Genomic DNA, 16,180 nt, shown 5'->3' with positions numbered 1-16,180 from the left:
TGACTATAGTGTCGAGCGGGTGTCTTCGGCCAGAGAGGAGTGCGGATGGCTCTGCGACATGCGGTGCTCGCGGCGTTGCTGGACGGCGAGCGCAGCGGTTACCAGCTGGCCAAGGCGTTCGACATGGGCATGGCCAACTTCTGGCACGCGCTGCCCCAGCAGCTCTACGCCGAGCTGGCGAAGCTGGAGCGGGAAGGGCTGGTCGCGGGCCGCGAGGTCGTCCAGGAGGCCCGGCCGAACAAGCGGCTGTTCACCGTCACCGACGCGGGTTCGGCGGAGCTGCAGCGGTTCGCGGCCACCCCGTCGAAGCCGTCGTTCATCCGCGACGACCTCCTGGTCAAGGTCGCCGCCGCCGACTCGGTCGACCCGGCCGAGCTGATCAGCAGGCTAGAAGAACGCGCGGAGGCCTCGCGCGCCAAGCTCGACCTGTTCGACGGACTCCTGGCCACGATGCGCGGCGACCTCGACGAGGACGAGTTCCTGGCTCGCGGCACCGGAATCGGCCCGTACCTGACGTGCCTGCGGGGCCGGGTGTTCGAATCCGAGAACCGCGACTGGTGCGAACGCGCCGCCGCCGTCCTGCGGAGCAGGACGCGCCTCCCGGCGGAGTGATCCACTCGGCCGCGGATCGGCGGCCTCGCGGCTAGGACGTCTTGGTCGCGTAGAAGCGGATCGGCGAGTTCAGCGCGAAGCCGATGCGCGGGTACACCGGCGCGCCCGCGGCGGTGGCGTGCAGCGTCGCGCGGGTGAACCCGGTGGCGAGCGCCCCTTCGTGCAGCGCCTTGCGCGTCACGGCCTCGCCGAAGCCCTGCCGCTCCGATTCGGGCGCGGTGGCCACGAGCACGACGAACAACCGGCCGTCGCACTCCAGCGCAGCTGCCGCGGTCACCGGAACCCCGTGCTGGAGGCCGAGGTAGGCATGGATCCCGGTGCGCCAGAGCTCTGACCCCGCCAGCCCGTCGCGCCCGTCCTCCAGGGCGAAGCCGTAGGCGCGCGAGTTCAAGTCGGCGTAGGCCTCCAGGCGCTCCTCGGTGCTGACCCGCACGAAGGTCAACTCCGGGTGCCTCGGTTCGGGGAGGGGCAAGATGTCGCCCGCCATGCCCGTGCCGGAGAAGGCGAGTTCCAGGCCCGCGCGTCCGGCCGCCGCAGGCAGGGCTTCGCGCGCGTGCGGCGCGAGCAGGTCTTCGAACACCCACAGGAATCCGGGACAGGACTTCTCCCGCATGATCCCGGCGGCCCGGTCGAGGTGTTCGGCGAGCAGGTCCGGCTCGGCCCCGACCTCGGTCAGCGTCAGGCAGTTCCAGAACACGAACCGGGATTCCGCCCAGCGCACCGCCACGCCCGGCAGGTCCCGCACGTCGGCCCGCGGGTCCGAGTCGAGGACCAGGGTGCGCCAGCCGGTGCGGAGCTGGTGCATCGATTCCAGCGCGGCCGAATCGATCGTCGTCACGGCTTTCGACCTCCTGGACGGGCGGCGGATTCGGCGGCCGGGGCGCATCGCGGCTCGGTGAACGCACCCGAGCCACCCAGGACGCGCAGCGGTTCGCCGTAGCATCGCGGACCTCCTGAACCGGCGACGAGCGTATCGGGAGCGGCCCCCGGTCCGGTGCGGCTCGCACCGTCCGTTCCGGTGAAACCGCTCGCTCGCACGGGCCGTGGGAGCTCCGAGGTACGGACGAACGTGCCGTTTCAGCGTGCGGTGGAACGGGAAAGCCGAGCCCAGCAGGGTCGGTCCGATCCGGCGCAGGCGCGGTGCGCGACTCGTCGGGCACCGGGCGAGCAGCGACTCGGGAACGCGGACGGGAGCACCATGGCACATCCGGGCTTCGTGATCATCGGCGCCGGGCTGGCCGGCGCCAAGGCCGCCGAAGCACTGCGCAACGAGGGCTTCGACCGCGAGATCACGCTCATCGGGAACGAATCCGAGCGCCCGTACGAACGCCCGCCGCTGTCCAAGGAATACCTGCAGGGCAAGGCGGACCGAGAAACGATCTTCGTGCACCGCCCGGAGTGGTACTCCGAGCACGGAGTGGACCTGCGCCTGAACCTCGCGGCCACGGGCATCGACCGGGAGCGCCACGAGGTCGTCGTGGAGGGCGGTGAGCGCGTCGGCTACGACAAGCTGCTGCTGGCCACGGGCTCCGCGCCGCGCCGGTTGCCGGTGCCCGGCGCGGACGCCGACAACGTGCTGCACCTGCGACGCGTGCAGGACAGCGACCGCATCCGGGACGCCCTCCGGTCCGCCGAGCAGGTGGTCATCATCGGCGCGGGCTGGATCGGCTTGGAAGTGGCCGCAGCAGCCCGCGCCGCGGACACGGCCGTGACCGTCGTGGAGACCGCCGAGCTGCCGCTGCTGCGGGTGCTCGGCACGCGGATCGCGCCGGTGTTCGCCGAGCTGCACCGCGAACACGAGGTCGACCTGCGCCTGGGCACCGGCGTCGAGACGATCGTCCAGCGGGACGGGCGGGCCACCGAGGTGCTCCTGACCGACGGCGGGCGCATCGGCTGCGACGCCGTGATCGTCGGCGTCGGCGCGACGCCACACACCGAACTTGCCACCGCGGCGGGGATCGAGGTGTCCGACGGCGTCGTCGTCGACTCGGCGCTGCGCAGCTCCGACCCGGACGTGCACGCCGCCGGCGACGTCGCCCGCGCCTTCCACCCGCTGCTGGGCACCCACATCCGCGTCGAGCACTGGGCCAACGCGCTCGACCAGCCCGCCACCGCCGCCCGCGGCATGCTCGGCGATCCGCTCGCCGCCTACGACCGGGTGCCCTACTTCTTCACCGACCAGTACGACCTGGGCATGGAATACGCGGGCCACGTCGAGCCCGACGGTTACGACGATGTCGTCGTCCGCGGCGATCTCGCCGCCCGCGACTTCGTCGCGTTCTGGCTGTCCCAGGGCCGCGTCCTGGCCGGGATGAACGTCAACGTCTGGGACGTCAACGACGCCGTCCAGCGGCTGGTCCGGTCCGGCGACCAGGTCGATCCGGCAGCGCTTGCCGACCCGGCGGTGCCGCTCACCGGTCTCGTCGGCACGTCGTGAACGCGTCCCACGTCCCGCACACGTCGAGGGGAGTCACCATGGCGAACAAGGAGCCGGACGTCAGAGTGCGCCGCGTCTACGACGAACCGGCCGAGCAGGACGGGGAGCGGGTGCTCGTCGACCGGGTGTGGCCGCGCGGCGTGCGCAAGGACGAAGCCCGGCTCAGCGAATGGTGCAAGGACGTGTCGCCGTCACCCGAGCTGCGCAAGTGGTTCGGCCACGACCCGGACAAGTTCGACGAGTTCAGCCGCCGCTACCGCGCGGAACTCGACGAGCCGGAACGGGCCCAAGCGCTCGAACACCTGCGCGCGCTCGCCGAGCACCGGCGCGTCACCTTGCTGACCGGGACCAAGCACCCGGACATCAGCCAGGCCGCCGTGCTCGTCGACGTGCTCAGCGGCTGACCGCGCGAGCTCACCCGATCGCCGCCGGGAAACGCCGCCGACGAAGCCTGCCGCACCGTCGCGGCGACGTACCATCACGCCCGGTAGCAGCGGCGTTCCCGGTGCCGGGCGACGCCGCCGAGCGGAACCTCCGGATCACCGACGCCGCAAGGGAGCCCTGATCACCATGGGAGCCGCGCAGTCCTCGACCGACGAGTTCGTCCGCGAACCGCTCGGCGTGCAGGAACGGATCACCGCCGACGGTTCCTCACCGTGGCCGGTCGAACCGCACCGGTACCGCCTCATCGCCGCGCGGGCGTGCCCGTGGGCGAACCGGACCGTCATCGTCCGGCGCCTGCTCGGCCTGGAGCCGGTCCTCTCGCTGGGGATCGCGGGGCCGCTGCACGACGAGCGCAGCTGGCGCTTCCACAACGACCCGGGCGGCGTCGACCCGGTGCTGGGCATCGAATGGCTGCGCGAGGCCTACGAGAACGCGATCCCCGGCTACGACAAGGGCGTGACGGTGCCCGCGGTCGTCGAGATCTCCAGCGGCAAGGTCGTCACCAACGCCTACCAGGACCTCGAATTCGACTTCGCCACGCAGTGGACGGCCCACCACCGCCCCGGCGCCCCGGACCTGTTCCCCGCCGACCGCCGCGACGAGATCGCCGAGATCTCCGACCAGGTGTTCCACGACGTCAACAACGGCGTCTACAAGTGCGGGTTCGCCAAGGCGCAGTACGCCTACGACGAGGCCTACGACGCCCTGTTCGCGCGCCTGGACGCGCTGTCCGAGCGGCTCGCCGAGCAGCGGTACCTGGTCGGCGACACGATCACCGAGGCCGACGTCCGGCTGTGGGTCACCCTCGCCCGGTTCGACGCGGCCTACCACGGGCACTTCAAGTGCAACCGGTCCACGCTCGCCGCGATGCCCGTGCTCTGGGCCTACGCCCGGGACCTGTTCCAGACGCCCGGTTTCGGCGACACCATCGACTTCGAGCAGATCAAGCAGCACTACTACGGCGTGCACGCGGAGGTCAACCCGACCGGGATCGTGCCGAAGGGACCGGACCTCTCCGGCTGGCTCACCCCGCACGGTCGCGAACGGCTCGGCGGACGTCCCTTCGGCGACGGCACACCGCCAGGACCGCCGCCGGAGCCCGAACGGGTGCCATCGCTCCCGAAGCCCGCGCAATCGGGCTGATTTCCACCGCGGTGCCGGTGACGCGTGCTTCGATCATCCTCGCCCGACGGACAGAGGACGATCACGCGGTACGGCCCGGTAGGTGCGCTCGCGCCGCGGAGCGGACGGCACCACCTCGGCCCCGCCGCTGCACGACGAAGGGATCTCGATGAGCACGACCAGCGACCGGTCGCCCGCCACCGACTCCGACCGGTTGATCCAGCGGCCCCTGCCGCCGGAACTGCTGCTGCGCGGCGACAACCCCTTCTCCCCACCACCAGGACTGGACCGCCTGCACGAACGGGCGGCGGTCTCCCCGGTGGAACTGCTCAACGGGGCGCGCATCTGGATGGTCACCGGCTTCGACGAATCCCGCGCGGTGCTCACCGACGACCGGTTCAGCGCGGACACCCACCGGCATCCCAACGCGATGCAGCTGACGCCGAACCAGGTCGTCCAGCAGCGCGCCACCGCGGCGGCGGGCCGCGGCGGCTGCCCCGTGACCGAGCAGCCGCGCAACGACGGCCTGTTCATCTTCATGGACCCGCCCGAGCAGACCCGGTTGCGCCGCCTGCTGGTCGGGCAGTTCACCGTGCGGCGGATGCGCGCCCTGGAGACCAGGGTCCGGGAGATCACCGTCGAGCACATCGAGGCGATGCGGGCCGCCGGCCCGCGGGCCGACCTGGTGTCCGCGTTCGCGTTGCCGCTGCCGTCGCTGGTGATCTGCGAACTGCTCGGCGTCGCCTACGAGGACCGGGCCGAGTTCCAGGAGCGCTCCGCGGTCGCGGTGAACCTCCACGCGAGCGACGAGGAACGGCTGCACGCGCAGGCAGGGCTCTACGAGTTCATGCGCGGGCTGGTCGCCGACAAGCGCGCGCACCCGGCCGACGACCTGATCTCCGGCCTCGTGCACGGCGACGCCGATCCGCCGCTGACCGACGCGGAACTCGTCGACATCTCCACGATGCTGCTCGGCGCCGGGCACGAGACCACCGCGAACATGCTCGCCCTCGGCACCTACGCGCTGCTCGAACACCCGCGGCAGCTCGACGCGCTGCGCGCGGATCCCGGTCTGATCGACACCGCGGTGGAGGAGCTGCTGCGCTACCTGTCGGTCATCCACACCGGCCCGGTGCGGGTCGCCGTCGAAGACCTCGCCCTCGGCGACGTGACGATCCCGGCCGGGGACACCGTCATGATCTCGGTGCCCGCGGCCAACCGCGATTCCGGCCAGTGGTCCGACCCGGCCGAGCTCGACCTGACCCGGACGCGCAACCACCACTTGGCCTTCGGCCACGGCGTGCACCAGTGCCTCGGACAGCAACTAGCCCGCGTCGAGCTGCGCATCGGCCTGGCCGAACTGCTCGCGCGGTTGCCCGGCCTGCGGCTGGACGCGTCCGCGGACGAGATCGGACTGCGCACAGGAATGATCATCTACGGCGTGCACTCGCTCCCGGTGACCTGGGACTGAGCACCCCGATCCACCGGTTGCGCCGCACGCCCCCAGCGAGTGCGCCGGTCTCCCCGAGAGGACCGGCGACTTCTCGCCAACCGCGCTCGTCCGCACCCGCCCGGCGACACGATAACGATCTTGCCGTGCGCACCGGGCGCACCGGCCCGACACCGAGGTGCCACCGTGCGGAGAAGAACCTTCCTGGCCACGACGCTCACGTCCGCGATCGTCGCTCCGGCGTGGGCCGCAGCCGCGACGAGTTCCGCCGCCCCCGCACCGAGGCTCGACGCGCCGCCGGAGACCTGGAAGGAGCACTGGTTCGAGCACGCCGAGGACCTGCGGCTCGCCGGGCACAACGACACCGTCGCGCTCTACTTCGACCAGGACGTCGACCCGGCCGCGAGCGAATGGCTGCTGCCGTTCATGACCTCGATGTGGCAGTACGCGCAGCGGACCTACGGCAACGACGGCAACGAGATGACCGCCGACCGCCTCTACTCGATCCACCACGAGGGCAAGCACAGCGGCGGCCACCCGTCCACCATCTACGACGAGTCGCACGACTTCCGCAACGTCAGCGACGTCGGCGGCAACGACTGGACCACTCCGCAGTACGAGCTGGTCACGCACGAAACCGGCCACATCGTCGAGCTCATCGCCTCCGGGAAGCACGGCTCCCCCGCGTTCTCCCTCTGGGGCGACAGCAAGTGGATGGAGTTCTACATCTACGACGTCTACAAAGGACTCGGGATGGAGGCCGAGGCCGCGGACTTCCACGACCGGATGATGGCCGACGACCACACCGACGACTTCCCGCGCGAGCAGACGCACTGGTTCCGCGACTGGTTCCACCCGCTGTGGCGCGACCACGGCGGCGCGCAGGTCATGGTGCGCTACTTCGACCTGCTCGGCCGCCACTTCCCCGCCTCCGGCGAGGACTTCGAGCGCGACCTGAACTGGGGCGAGTTCGTGCACTTCATGAGCGGCGCCGCCGGCGAGGACCTCAAGGAGCTCGCCACCCGTGCGTTCGGCTGGCCCGCCGAGCGGGACGAGCAGTTCACCACCGCCAAGAGCGACTTCCCCGACATCACGTACTGAGCGCGGCGCCCCGGCGGTCCCGCGCGTCTCCGGGCGACCGGGATGCGCGGGGCCGCCGATCGGCCGCGCCGAATCCGCTGAACCACAAGGATTCCGCTACCACTTCGCCCGAAAGGGCAGAGTGCCGTGCAGTACTGCGGTATTGATCACTGCGCGGGTCGTGCTCCGCCTACGATCGATCGCACTACGGTGGTTGTCCTCACTGACGTGAAGGGGCACGCATAGTGCGTTACAGCGTTGGTATCGATCTCGGAACCTCGTTCACCTCGGCCGCGATCAGCGGCCCGAACGGCACCCGCATGGTGCAGATGTCGCCCTCGATGACCGTCCCGTCGGTCGCCTACCCCGCCCCGGGCGGCAGCCTGCTGACCGGCGAGAGAGCGCTGCACGCCGTGTCCGACCCGAAGCTGGTCGCGCGCAACTTCAAGCGCCGCCTCGGCGACCCGACCTCGCTGGTGCTCGGCGGGTCCGGCTACTCCCCCGCCGCTCTGATGGCCGCGCAGCTGCGCGACGTGCTCGCCACCGTGAGCACCCTCGTCGGCGGCCGTCCCGAGTCGGTCGTGCTGACCCACCCGGCGATCTGGGGGCCGTACCGGCGCGAGCACTTCACCGAAGTCCCCCGGCTGGCGGTCGTGGACGACTTCAGCCTCATCACCGAGCCGGAGGCAGCGGCCACGCACTACTCCAGCGAACGCAGGCTCGGCGACGGGGAGGTGGTGGCCGTCTACGACCTCGGCGGCGGCACCTTCGACACCACCATCCTGCGGATGCGCGGCGGCCGGATGGAGATCCTCGGTACGCCCGAAGGCATCGAGCACCTCGGCGGCATCGACTTCGACGAGGTGCTCGCGGCCCACATCGATCAGCGGCTCGACGGCGCCGTCAGCGAGCTGGACGCGGCCGACCCGCAGGCCGCGGTCGCGCTCGCGGCGATCCAAGCGATGTGCGTGCGGGCCAAGGAAGACCTCTCCACCGAGCCGGACGTGCGGCTGTCGGTCCCGCTGCCCTCCGGGACGCGCGACGTCACCATCACGCGCCTGGAGTTCAACGAGATGATCAAGCCCTCGGTCCGGTTGACCATCGAGGCGTTGCACCGCACCACGGCCTCCGCCGGGCTGCGCGTCGAAGACCTCTCCGCGGTGCTGCTGGCAGGGGGCTCGTCCCGCGTCCCGCTGGTGGCCCAAACGGTGGCCGCGGAGTTCAACAAACCCGTGCGCGCGACGCTGCACCCGAAGTTCACCGTCGCACTCGGCGCCGCCCTCGTCTCCGCACGGCCCCGGCCCGCGGCCCCACCACCACCGGCCCCAGCACCTGCCCCATCGGAACCGGCCCCGGCGGAGCCGGCATCCGCCGAACCCACGGTCGTGATCGAAGCCCCGGCGCCACCGCCGCGCCGGAAGTGGCTCGTACCGACCATCGGCGCGGCGTCCGTGCTCGTCGTCGGCGCCGCCGTGGCGCTGTTCGCCACCGCCGGTTCCGGCGCGCCGAGCGACCCGCTCCCGATCTACGACGGCGACCCCGTCGCGCCGTTCACCGGATACGTGGGCTCCGACTCCGACGGTTGGAACGGCACCGCCCTCGAACCGGGCGGCACCGAACAGCCGCCGCACATCACGGCCGAGCCCGACCCGAACGCCGCTGGCCTCCGGGTGACCTGGACCGATGAGGAACCGGCGCAGTTCTACCTGCAGACCGCCAACCCCGAAGCCGCCATCGACCTCACGTCCTACGCGGAGCACGGGGGCGCACTCGTCTTCGACGCGGTGCTGCACGGGCCACCGACCGACGGCTACACGAAACTCGCCGTCCACTGCCACTTCCCCTGCGTCGCCGAACTCCCCGCCACCGACTTGTTCGGCGACCTGCCGGTGGGGCAGCCGACGACGATGAAGATCCCGCTGTCCTGCTTCACCTCCGCCGGCCTCGACCCGAAGCAGGTCAACACGCCGTTCCTGGTCTACTCCCAGCGGCGCATGGACATCACCTTCTCCGACATCCGGGTCGAGCCCGGTGCAGCGGAGGCCCCCGACGCCACCCCCTGCACCGAGCTGCGCTGACCCACCGGCCCGTCGGCGGCGTCGTCAGGCGGGCCCGAAGTTCCAGATGGCGCTGTTCCCCCGCGACGTGCTGAGACGCCCGTCCACGTTGATGTCAACCTCGTCCATGTCCGGAAGAGCCGGGTCGGTGAGGACCTCCACGACGTAGGGCTCGCCCCCGTCGACGACCTGAACCGCGTCGGCCAGTGCCCGCTCGAGGTCGCCCGCCGAGTCGATCAGGCATCCGTCGACGCCGAATCCCGCTGCCAGGTCCACGAACGACAGCTGCGGGTTCCCGTCGAGCTCGAGGTACTCGGCCGCACCGCTCGGCTCCCAGTCGTAGGACTTCCGCAGCACGTCCAAGCCGACCCGCAGCGTCTTGTACTGCTTGTTGTTCGTGATCAGGTACAGCACCGGGAGCTGGAACTTGCCCGCCGTCCACCACGTGTTCAGGTAGAACAGCGCCGACCCGTCCCCTACGGCGTTGACCACGAGGGGCCGCTTGCCGTCCGCCGCCGCGCCCGCACCGGACCCGAACACCGCGTCGGCGACACCGAGGCTGGCGGGCATCGAGTACCCCAACGAGCCGCCTTCGGAGGACATGTAGCTGCTCGGGGCGTCGAAGGCCAATCCCTGCTGGAAATCGGCGGTGTCCGAACATGCTTCGTTGATCAGTCGGACCGAGTGGTCGCGCAGAGCCGCGTTGAGCGCGTCCACGAGCATCGCCGGAGCGACGCCCCGCTCCGGGATCTCCTTCGCGCGCTGCTGGAAATCTCCCGCGAGCGCCCGGTCCTCCTGCGCCAACTCCTCGTTCAGGCCGTCCACGTGCGCCTTGTCGTACCGGGGATGGGTCTTGACCGCCGCAGTGATCTTGGGCAGCGCGTCCTTGATGTCGCCCAGGGCCGCCGCCGCCCCGTAGTGGTTCTTGCCGATCTGCCACGGATCGTTGTGCAGGTAGACCTGGGTCAGGTGCCCCGGGATCAAGGGGCCGTCGTCCCAGTTGTAGATCACCAGCTGCGCCTGCGCGTTGAACCCGCACAGGAACGCGGTGTCCCGCACCGCCTCCGAATCCTTGCGCCCCAGAACCTGCCGGACCTGCTGCTGAGCGCTCGGCAGCTCGCCACGAGCATGCGCCAGGTGATGGGGGTAGTTGAGGTAGCTGCTGAGCTGCTCGTTGTACACCGGCGCACCGATGGCCGTCGCCAGGTCCTGCAGCTCGCGCCACGCCCCCGCTTCACCGACGCCGTCCCCGGCGACGATGACCGGATACCGCGACGTGGCCAGCAGGTCGGCGGCCTTGTCCAGCTCGGAAGGCTGCGCGTGGAACTCCCCGGCGATCCGGGTGAAGCGGCCCCGCTGCGGATCGGCCCCCTGCTCCAGCAGGAACTGCCACGGGATCGACAGGAAGACCGGGCCCATCGGTGGTGCGAGCGCGGTCTTCAACGCGCGCTGCATCGCCATGCCGATCTCGTTGGGGCCGCGGACCTCGTAAGCCCACTTGGTGTACTGCCGGGCCACCTGAACCAGGTCGGAGCCCAACAGCGGTTCCTGGATGAGCAGATTGCTGTGCTGCTGCCCGCACAGCACCAGCAGCGGAATGTTCGACCGGAACGCGTTGAAGAGGTTCCCGAGCGCGTGCCCGACCCCCGGCGTGACGTGCAACCCGACCACGCCGGGCACCACTTCGCCGGCATCGGTCCGCCGGTGCCGCGCATAGCCCATCGCCGCACCGAGCGCGATGTTCTCGTGCAGGCAAGGCACGTACTCGACGTGGTTCTCCGGAACGTCGGTACCGTCGATGAGCGGGATCTCGTTGGTCCCCGGCACCCCGTAGAGCCGGTCGACACCGGCGGTCCTGAGATAGTCGAAGATGATGTCCCGGCCCAGCCGGGTGTTGTTCTCCTGGTCGATCGGGAGCCACTGCGCGGACTGTTCGCGACTGACTTCGGTCACCTTGTTCTCCCCCTCGGAATCGAGTCGTGAGCCCCGGTGGTGCTGTGCGGCACTGAAGTGGCAGGTGGGATTTCCGTTGCGGCACCGACGGAACACCGCGCATCGGTGCTGCTTCCCCAGCGGCCCGAACCGTCCGTCAGGGTGTGCTCGGGCGCTGTCGAGATCCGGAAACTCGGCGAGCTGAGCAACGCGCCGCCCCGCCCACGCACGCCGACGATTGATCTGTCAGCGAAGATTCGAAGATAACAGGACGTCTCGAAGGTGTAAGCCGAATCGCGAGAACCGGCGGCCGGTGTCCCCCGCGGGCCACCACCAACGCGACATCGGCTCGGACGGTCGGCGAGCAAGCCCAGCGGGCTCGTCCCGGATCATCGGCGAGGACGCGGTGCCGGCACGTCGCGCGCTGTCGAACCCACCGGCTGACGCTGGCTAGCCTGGCACTGTGAACGAGAGGATCGACGGGCTCTCCCGTCGGCAACAGGAGCTCGTACGAGGGTGGCTGCCCGCCGCGGAGGTCATCGCCGATCACAGCTGGGGGCTGGTCGGCACGACCGTGCTCGAACTCCGACACGACCGGAAGCGCTACATCGTCAAAGCCGGCGACGAGAACGATCACCACATCGCTCGGGAGATTCGGGCTCACCACGAGTGGCTGCGGCCGTGGACCGCGTCCGGCCGGGCGCCGGAGGTCGTCCGGACCGATGGTGCCGCGAAGCTCGTCATGACCAGGTACCTACCCGGACGTCTCGTCGAGGGCACCGACGCCGAGCGCCGGCCGGAGACCTACCGGCAGGCCGGCGAACTGCTCGCCCGCTTGCACGATCAGGAGGGCCACGACGACGCCGAGTTCGAGGCGCGGGCGCAGGAGAAGGCGTTGCGCTGGTTGGACGCGCCCCACCGGATCGCTCCCGGTGTCGCTGCCCGGCTCCGCGCCCTCGTGCGATCGTGGCCGACACCGCCGAGCAGGCTGGTACCGACGCACGGCGACTGGCAGCCCCGCAACTGGCTGATGTGCGGGGGAACCGTGAGTGCGATCGATTTCGGCCGCGCCGACCTGCGTCCGGCGTTCACCGATTGGGCGCGGCTCTCGGCACAGCAGTTCCGCGGTGACGTTGCGCTCGAGGTCGCGTTCCGCGAGGGCTACGGCGGAGATCCACGGGAATCGGCGGCGTGGCGGCGCAACCAGATCCGCGAAGCCATCGCTACCGCGGCCTGGGCCTACCGAGTCGGCGATGAACGATTCGAGCAGCAGGGTCATCAGATGATCACCGAAGCGCTCGCCCATGAGCGCGGGCCTTGACCGCCGCCGCGCGTCGCCGGGGCGTGAACGGGAGTTCACGCCCGCACCATTCCGGGTTCCCCGGGTCCGTCCAGCGACTTCCGCGGTCCTCCGCCGCTCACGGCACCCGTGGCCGGTCACCAGCCACGACGAGCGAGGCCTCGCCCTGAAGCACCGACCTCCCGTCCGGCACCGCACGCCCAGCGCCAGCGTGGCGGCGGCAGTCCCGTTCCCACGTTCGACACCACCGCCACCCGGCGAACCTGCCAAGGAACGTCAACGCATCCCGAACCCGAGCAACGCCGCGGGTGCAGGGCGATTTTTCATCCCCTGCACACCTGCACGCTCCTCGTGCTGCTCACGCCTCGCGCAGGAACCGGTCCAGGACTCGCGTGCCGAACCGCAGCGCGTCCACGGGAACCCGCTCGTCCACCCCGTGGAACAGGGCGCTGAAGTCGAGCTCCGCGGGCAGCCGCAGCGGCGCGAAGCCGTAGCAGTTCATCCCGAGCCTGCTGAACGATTTCGCGTCGGTACCGCCGGACATCATGTACGGCAAGGTCTTCGCCGCGGGGTCCTCCGCGATCAGCGACGCGCTCATCATGTCCACCAGGCGGCCTTCGAACTTCGTCTCGACCGGCGGCAGCCCGACCCATTCCCGTTCGACATCCGGCCCCAGCAGCTCCGCGAGCTCGCGGTCGAACGCCTCCTCGCGCCCCGGCAGGATCCGGCAGTCCACCGCGGCCTCCGCGACCGACGGGATCACGTTGTGCTTGTAGCCGGCGGTGAGCATCGTCGGATTCGCCGTGTCCCGCAGCGTCGCCCCCACGATCCGCGACAGGTTGCCCAGCTTCGCCACGGAACCGTCGAGATCGTCCGCCGGGAAGTCCCACCCGGTCAGCTCCGTGACACCGTCGAGGAACTCCCGCACCGACTCGTTGAGCACCAGCGGGAACCGGTGCCGCCCCAGCTTCGCGACGGCCTCGGCGAGCTGCGTGACCGCGTTGTCGTCGTGCACCATCGACCCGTGCCCCGCGCGCGCCCGCGTGCGCAGCTTCAACCAGCGGATGCCCTTCTCCGCGGTCTGCACCAGGTAGGCCCGCACCCCGTCCTGGAACGTCACCGAATAGCCGCCGACCTCGCTGATCGCCTCGGTGCAGCCCTCGAACAGCTCCGGCCGATGATCCGCCAGCCACTGCGCGCCCTGCAGCCCACCGGCTTCCTCATCCGCGAGGAACGCGAACACGATGTCCCGCTTCGGCGTGATCCCGTCCCGCTTGAACCGCCGCGCCACCGCCAGGCTCATCGCCAACATGTCCTTCATGTCGACGGCGCCACGCCCCCACACGTAACCGTCCTGCACCGCACCCGAGAACGGGTGAACCGACCACTCCGAGGCGTCCGCGGGCACCACGTCGAGATGCCCGTGCACCAGCAGCCCACCCCGGTCCGACCCCGACCCCGGCAACCGCGCGATCACGTTCCCGCGCCCCGGGTGGTCACCGGACTCGACGTAGGTCGTCTCGTACCCGACCTCCGCCAGCTTGTCCGCCACGTACTCGGCGGCCACCCGCTCACCCGCGAGCGTCGCCGGATCACCCGTGTTCGTCGTATCGATCCGAATCAGGTCACTGGCCAGCCCGACGACCTCGTCCTCGGCCACCCGCAACCCGGCCTCAAGATCACCCGCAGCGCTCTCCATGTGCTCACTCACCAGGCCTTTCTATCACTTCAGCCCCATAGTGGGGGGTGGGTCTCAGGCCTCGAAATGGATCAGCTAATCTATGAACACAACACAGCAGAGGCCGCCGGGCAAGACAGGCGGCACTGAGGCGTCCGAGTGGCGGAATGGCAGACGCGCTAGCTTGAGGTGCTAGTGCCCTATTAATGGGCGTGGGGGTTCAAGTCCCCCCTCGGACACGCACACTATTCACCCGGCTTCGTGCCGGGTGAATTTTTATGTCGGCTGCGCGGTCTTCGTGCTGGTAGTGGACGTGCAGGTCAACGGCGGCGTAGAGATCCGCCAGGCGCTCCGGCTTCCCCTGCGAGAGGGCCGCGCCGACATCGCCGAGCGAGTCGATCATTGCGTGGATCTCGGCGTCGGTCAGCGTGCTGGGAGTGGGCGCGTGTTCGAGTTCAGCTCTGAGCGCTGCTCGTTCGTTCTGGGCGGCGTTGATCGCTTCCACCATCGCGGCCGGATCTACTCCCGCTCCGATGGCGGCGTGGAACTTGCTCAGCCTGGCCTCTGCGTCGGCGAGCCTCTGCTTCAACCGGCCCTTCTCGCTCGGGACACCGCCGGAGGCACCCTGTGAGGCAACCAGGGCCGCGACGGTGTCGTTAACGTTGCTCCGGTCGAACAGGCGACCGAGCCAGCCGTTAACCGCGTCGCGGATGAGATCTTCTCGCAGGTAGACCGAAGGCGGGTGTGATTCCAACGCCGGTGAGCCGGGCGCGAGCGTGCGGGCTGGGCACCGGTAGTACATGCCGTGCGCGCGGGGGCTGCCTTCCATCTTGCGTCCGCAGAGCGCGCAGCGGATTCGTCCCCGGAACAGGTAGACGTGCTTGGTGGATCGGCCGCTGCGTTCGGTCTTGCGCGCGGTCTTGAGCCCTCCTGCGGCTTTCGAGCGGCGCAGCAATTGGGCTTGGGTGAAGTCTTCGATCGAGACGATTTCCGGATGTGCCGGTTCTCTCGATCTCACGACGCGGTCGGGGCTCGATCGACGAAACCGGACCGCGCTTCCGGCCGCGACGTCGTCCGGGTCGATCAGCGTCTCCTGCCGAGTCCATCGGCCGAAGAACGCGTAACCGGTGTAGCGCGGGTTCTCCAAGATCGCGCGCACGGTGCTGCCCTGCCATCCGTCGGCGAGCCGGTGTCGGTTCTGGTCCGGTCGCCGCGCTGACGGGCACGGAACGGCATCGCGATTGAGACCGTTCGCAATCGCCCGATCACCCTTACCGCTGATGTACTCCGCGAAGATCCGCCGTACCACCTCGGCCGACGCCTCCTCGACCACGAGCACACGCAGCCGATAGCCCTCAGCAGCCTTGCGCGGGTTCGGGTGCGGACCACCGTCCGCAGTGCAATACCCGAACGGTGCCCGGCCGCCCTGGTGACGTCCCTCGTTGACGACCTGCGCATCCATCGCTGCCCGGACACGGGCCTGCACGTGCTGGCGCTCCGATTCGCTCATGCCGCCGAGCACGCTCATCAACATCTTGTGCGACGGGTTGCGCGCGTCGAACTTGCCGCCCAGCTCCGGCACCCACAGTTCGACTCCGTGCGCGGCGAACTTCGGGGCGATCAACGAGAACTGGTTGCCGAACCAGCACCGCGTTCCTTCGCCGACCACAACGGCGTTCCACCCGCGGTTCGGGTTCTTCAACGCCGCGAGCAGCCGTCCGGCTTCGTCTCGACGCTCCCACGGGACCGAACGGGACTGCCCAATGTCGAAGTACTCGGCGGCCACGGTCGCACCCAGGGGTTCGACGAACTTCCGCGCAGTGTCGAGCTGCCAGCCGTGCGAGGTCTCCGGGTCCTGGTTGTCCTCCGTCGAGCACCGTCCGTAGAAGGCGATCGGACCGATCGCGTGGTCAACGGGCTCGACGACTTCCACACCCATCAGGTCGTCGAGCGTCGCCCACGGATCACTGATTTCAGCAGTCACGTGCACTCCCCTCCCGAGACCACTCCGGGGCCTCGCTCGTAGTGATGTCGACCAGTATGGCAAGTAGAGCGCGGCAGGTCTGCG

General features: G+C 70.0%; 12 protein-coding genes and 1 tRNA gene. 9 read left to right on the top strand and 4 right to left on the bottom strand.

Going from position 1 to position 16,180, the window contains the following annotated elements; genetic code table 11:
• The first annotated feature begins 45 nt into the window (after positions 1-45).
• Positions 46-612, top strand: coding sequence for a PadR family transcriptional regulator (locus tag OOZ19_RS04625; RefSeq protein ID WP_266088597.1), 567 nt, complete (start codon positions 46-48; stop codon positions 610-612).
• Positions 613-643: 31 nt separating this feature from the next.
• Here the strand turns inward: OOZ19_RS04625 and OOZ19_RS04620 are convergent, their stop codons facing one another.
• A complete protein-coding gene (locus tag OOZ19_RS04620) occupies positions 644-1,450 on the bottom strand; it encodes a GNAT family N-acetyltransferase (RefSeq protein WP_266088595.1) in 807 nt (268 codons plus the stop codon).
• 360 nt (positions 1,451-1,810) lie between these two features.
• On the opposite strand from OOZ19_RS04620, the gene OOZ19_RS04615 reads away from it, so the two are divergent.
• The 6 genes from OOZ19_RS04615 (at position 1,811) to OOZ19_RS04590 (ending at position 9,223) form a co-directional block, all read left to right on the top strand.
• Positions 1,811-3,049 (top strand): NAD(P)/FAD-dependent oxidoreductase, encoded by a 1,239-nt coding sequence (locus tag OOZ19_RS04615; protein WP_266088593.1) that lies wholly within the window; start codon positions 1,811-1,813, stop codon positions 3,047-3,049.
• 38 nt (positions 3,050-3,087) lie between these two features.
• Positions 3,088-3,453: a DUF488 domain-containing protein gene (locus OOZ19_RS04610; RefSeq protein WP_266088591.1), complete on the top strand. Its 366-nt coding sequence runs from the start codon at positions 3,088-3,090 to the stop codon at positions 3,451-3,453.
• A 166-nt stretch (positions 3,454-3,619) separates the two neighbouring features.
• Positions 3,620-4,636, top strand: a complete 1,017-nt coding sequence (locus OOZ19_RS04605; protein WP_266088589.1) for a glutathione S-transferase family protein — start codon at positions 3,620-3,622, stop codon at positions 4,634-4,636.
• A gap of 148 nt (positions 4,637-4,784) precedes the next feature.
• On the top strand, positions 4,785-6,086 hold the full coding sequence (locus OOZ19_RS04600) for a cytochrome P450 (RefSeq protein WP_266088587.1): 1,302 nt from the start codon (positions 4,785-4,787) through the stop codon (positions 6,084-6,086).
• A 165-nt stretch (positions 6,087-6,251) separates the two neighbouring features.
• Complete coding sequence (locus tag OOZ19_RS04595; RefSeq protein ID WP_266088585.1) at positions 6,252-7,166, top strand: hypothetical protein; 915 nt, start codon at positions 6,252-6,254, stop codon at positions 7,164-7,166.
• 224 nt (positions 7,167-7,390) lie between these two features.
• Positions 7,391-9,223, top strand: coding sequence for an Hsp70 family protein (locus OOZ19_RS04590; RefSeq protein WP_266088583.1), 1,833 nt, complete (start codon positions 7,391-7,393; stop codon positions 9,221-9,223).
• A 24-nt stretch (positions 9,224-9,247) separates the two neighbouring features.
• On the opposite strand, the gene OOZ19_RS04585 is transcribed toward OOZ19_RS04590, so the two are convergent.
• Positions 9,248-11,155 carry a thiamine pyrophosphate-binding protein gene (locus OOZ19_RS04585; protein WP_266088581.1) on the bottom strand — a complete coding sequence of 636 codons (1,908 nt, stop codon included), beginning with the start codon at positions 11,153-11,155 and terminating at the stop codon, positions 9,248-9,250.
• Positions 11,156-11,597: 442 nt separating this feature from the next.
• Between OOZ19_RS04585 and OOZ19_RS04580 the strand changes: the two genes are divergently transcribed.
• Positions 11,598-12,455 carry an aminoglycoside phosphotransferase family protein gene (locus tag OOZ19_RS04580; protein WP_266088579.1) on the top strand — a complete coding sequence of 286 codons (858 nt, stop codon included), beginning with the start codon at positions 11,598-11,600 and terminating at the stop codon, positions 12,453-12,455.
• A gap of 337 nt (positions 12,456-12,792) precedes the next feature.
• On the opposite strand, the gene OOZ19_RS04575 is transcribed toward OOZ19_RS04580, so the two are convergent.
• The gene (locus OOZ19_RS04575; RefSeq protein ID WP_266088862.1) at positions 12,793-14,133 is read right to left on the bottom strand and encodes a M20/M25/M40 family metallo-hydrolase; all 1,341 of its coding nucleotides are present in this window, start codon (positions 14,131-14,133) and stop codon (positions 12,793-12,795) included.
• A gap of 132 nt (positions 14,134-14,265) precedes the next feature.
• Here OOZ19_RS04575 and OOZ19_RS04570 point away from each other — a divergent pair.
• Positions 14,266-14,351 (top strand) — tRNA-Leu (locus tag OOZ19_RS04570).
• On the opposite strand, the gene OOZ19_RS04565 is transcribed toward OOZ19_RS04570, so the two are convergent.
• Positions 14,333-16,096, bottom strand: a complete 1,764-nt coding sequence (locus OOZ19_RS04565; protein WP_266088577.1) for a recombinase family protein — start codon at positions 16,094-16,096, stop codon at positions 14,333-14,335. The genes OOZ19_RS04570 and OOZ19_RS04565 overlap by 19 nt on opposite strands.
• Positions 16,097-16,180: the final 84 nt, after the last annotated feature.

Origin of the sequence: Saccharopolyspora sp. NFXS83 (genome assembly GCF_026241095.1) — a bacterium.
GTDB lineage: Bacteria > Actinomycetota > Actinomycetes > Mycobacteriales > Pseudonocardiaceae > Saccharopolyspora_C.
The sequence above is the reverse complement of the archived record's forward strand: the minus strand, read 5'-3'. Positions and strand labels throughout refer to the sequence as shown.

Bases quoted from the DNA above. Each gene is read 5' to 3' on its own strand.
- OOZ19_RS04575 (WP_266088862.1), bottom strand. From the start codon at position 14,133: ATGGAGAGCGCTGCGGGTGATCTTGAGGCCGGGTTGCGGGTGGCCGAG.
- OOZ19_RS04625 (WP_266088597.1), top strand. From the start codon at position 46: ATGGCTCTGCGACATGCGGTGCTCGCGGCGTTGCTGGACGGCGAGCGC.
- OOZ19_RS04615 (WP_266088593.1), top strand. From the start codon at position 1,811: ATGGCACATCCGGGCTTCGTGATCATCGGCGCCGGGCTGGCCGGCGCC.
- OOZ19_RS04605 (WP_266088589.1), top strand. From the start codon at position 3,620: ATGGGAGCCGCGCAGTCCTCGACCGACGAGTTCGTCCGCGAACCGCTC.
- OOZ19_RS04610 (WP_266088591.1), top strand. From the start codon at position 3,088: ATGGCGAACAAGGAGCCGGACGTCAGAGTGCGCCGCGTCTACGACGAA.
- OOZ19_RS04600 (WP_266088587.1), top strand. From the start codon at position 4,785: ATGAGCACGACCAGCGACCGGTCGCCCGCCACCGACTCCGACCGGTTG.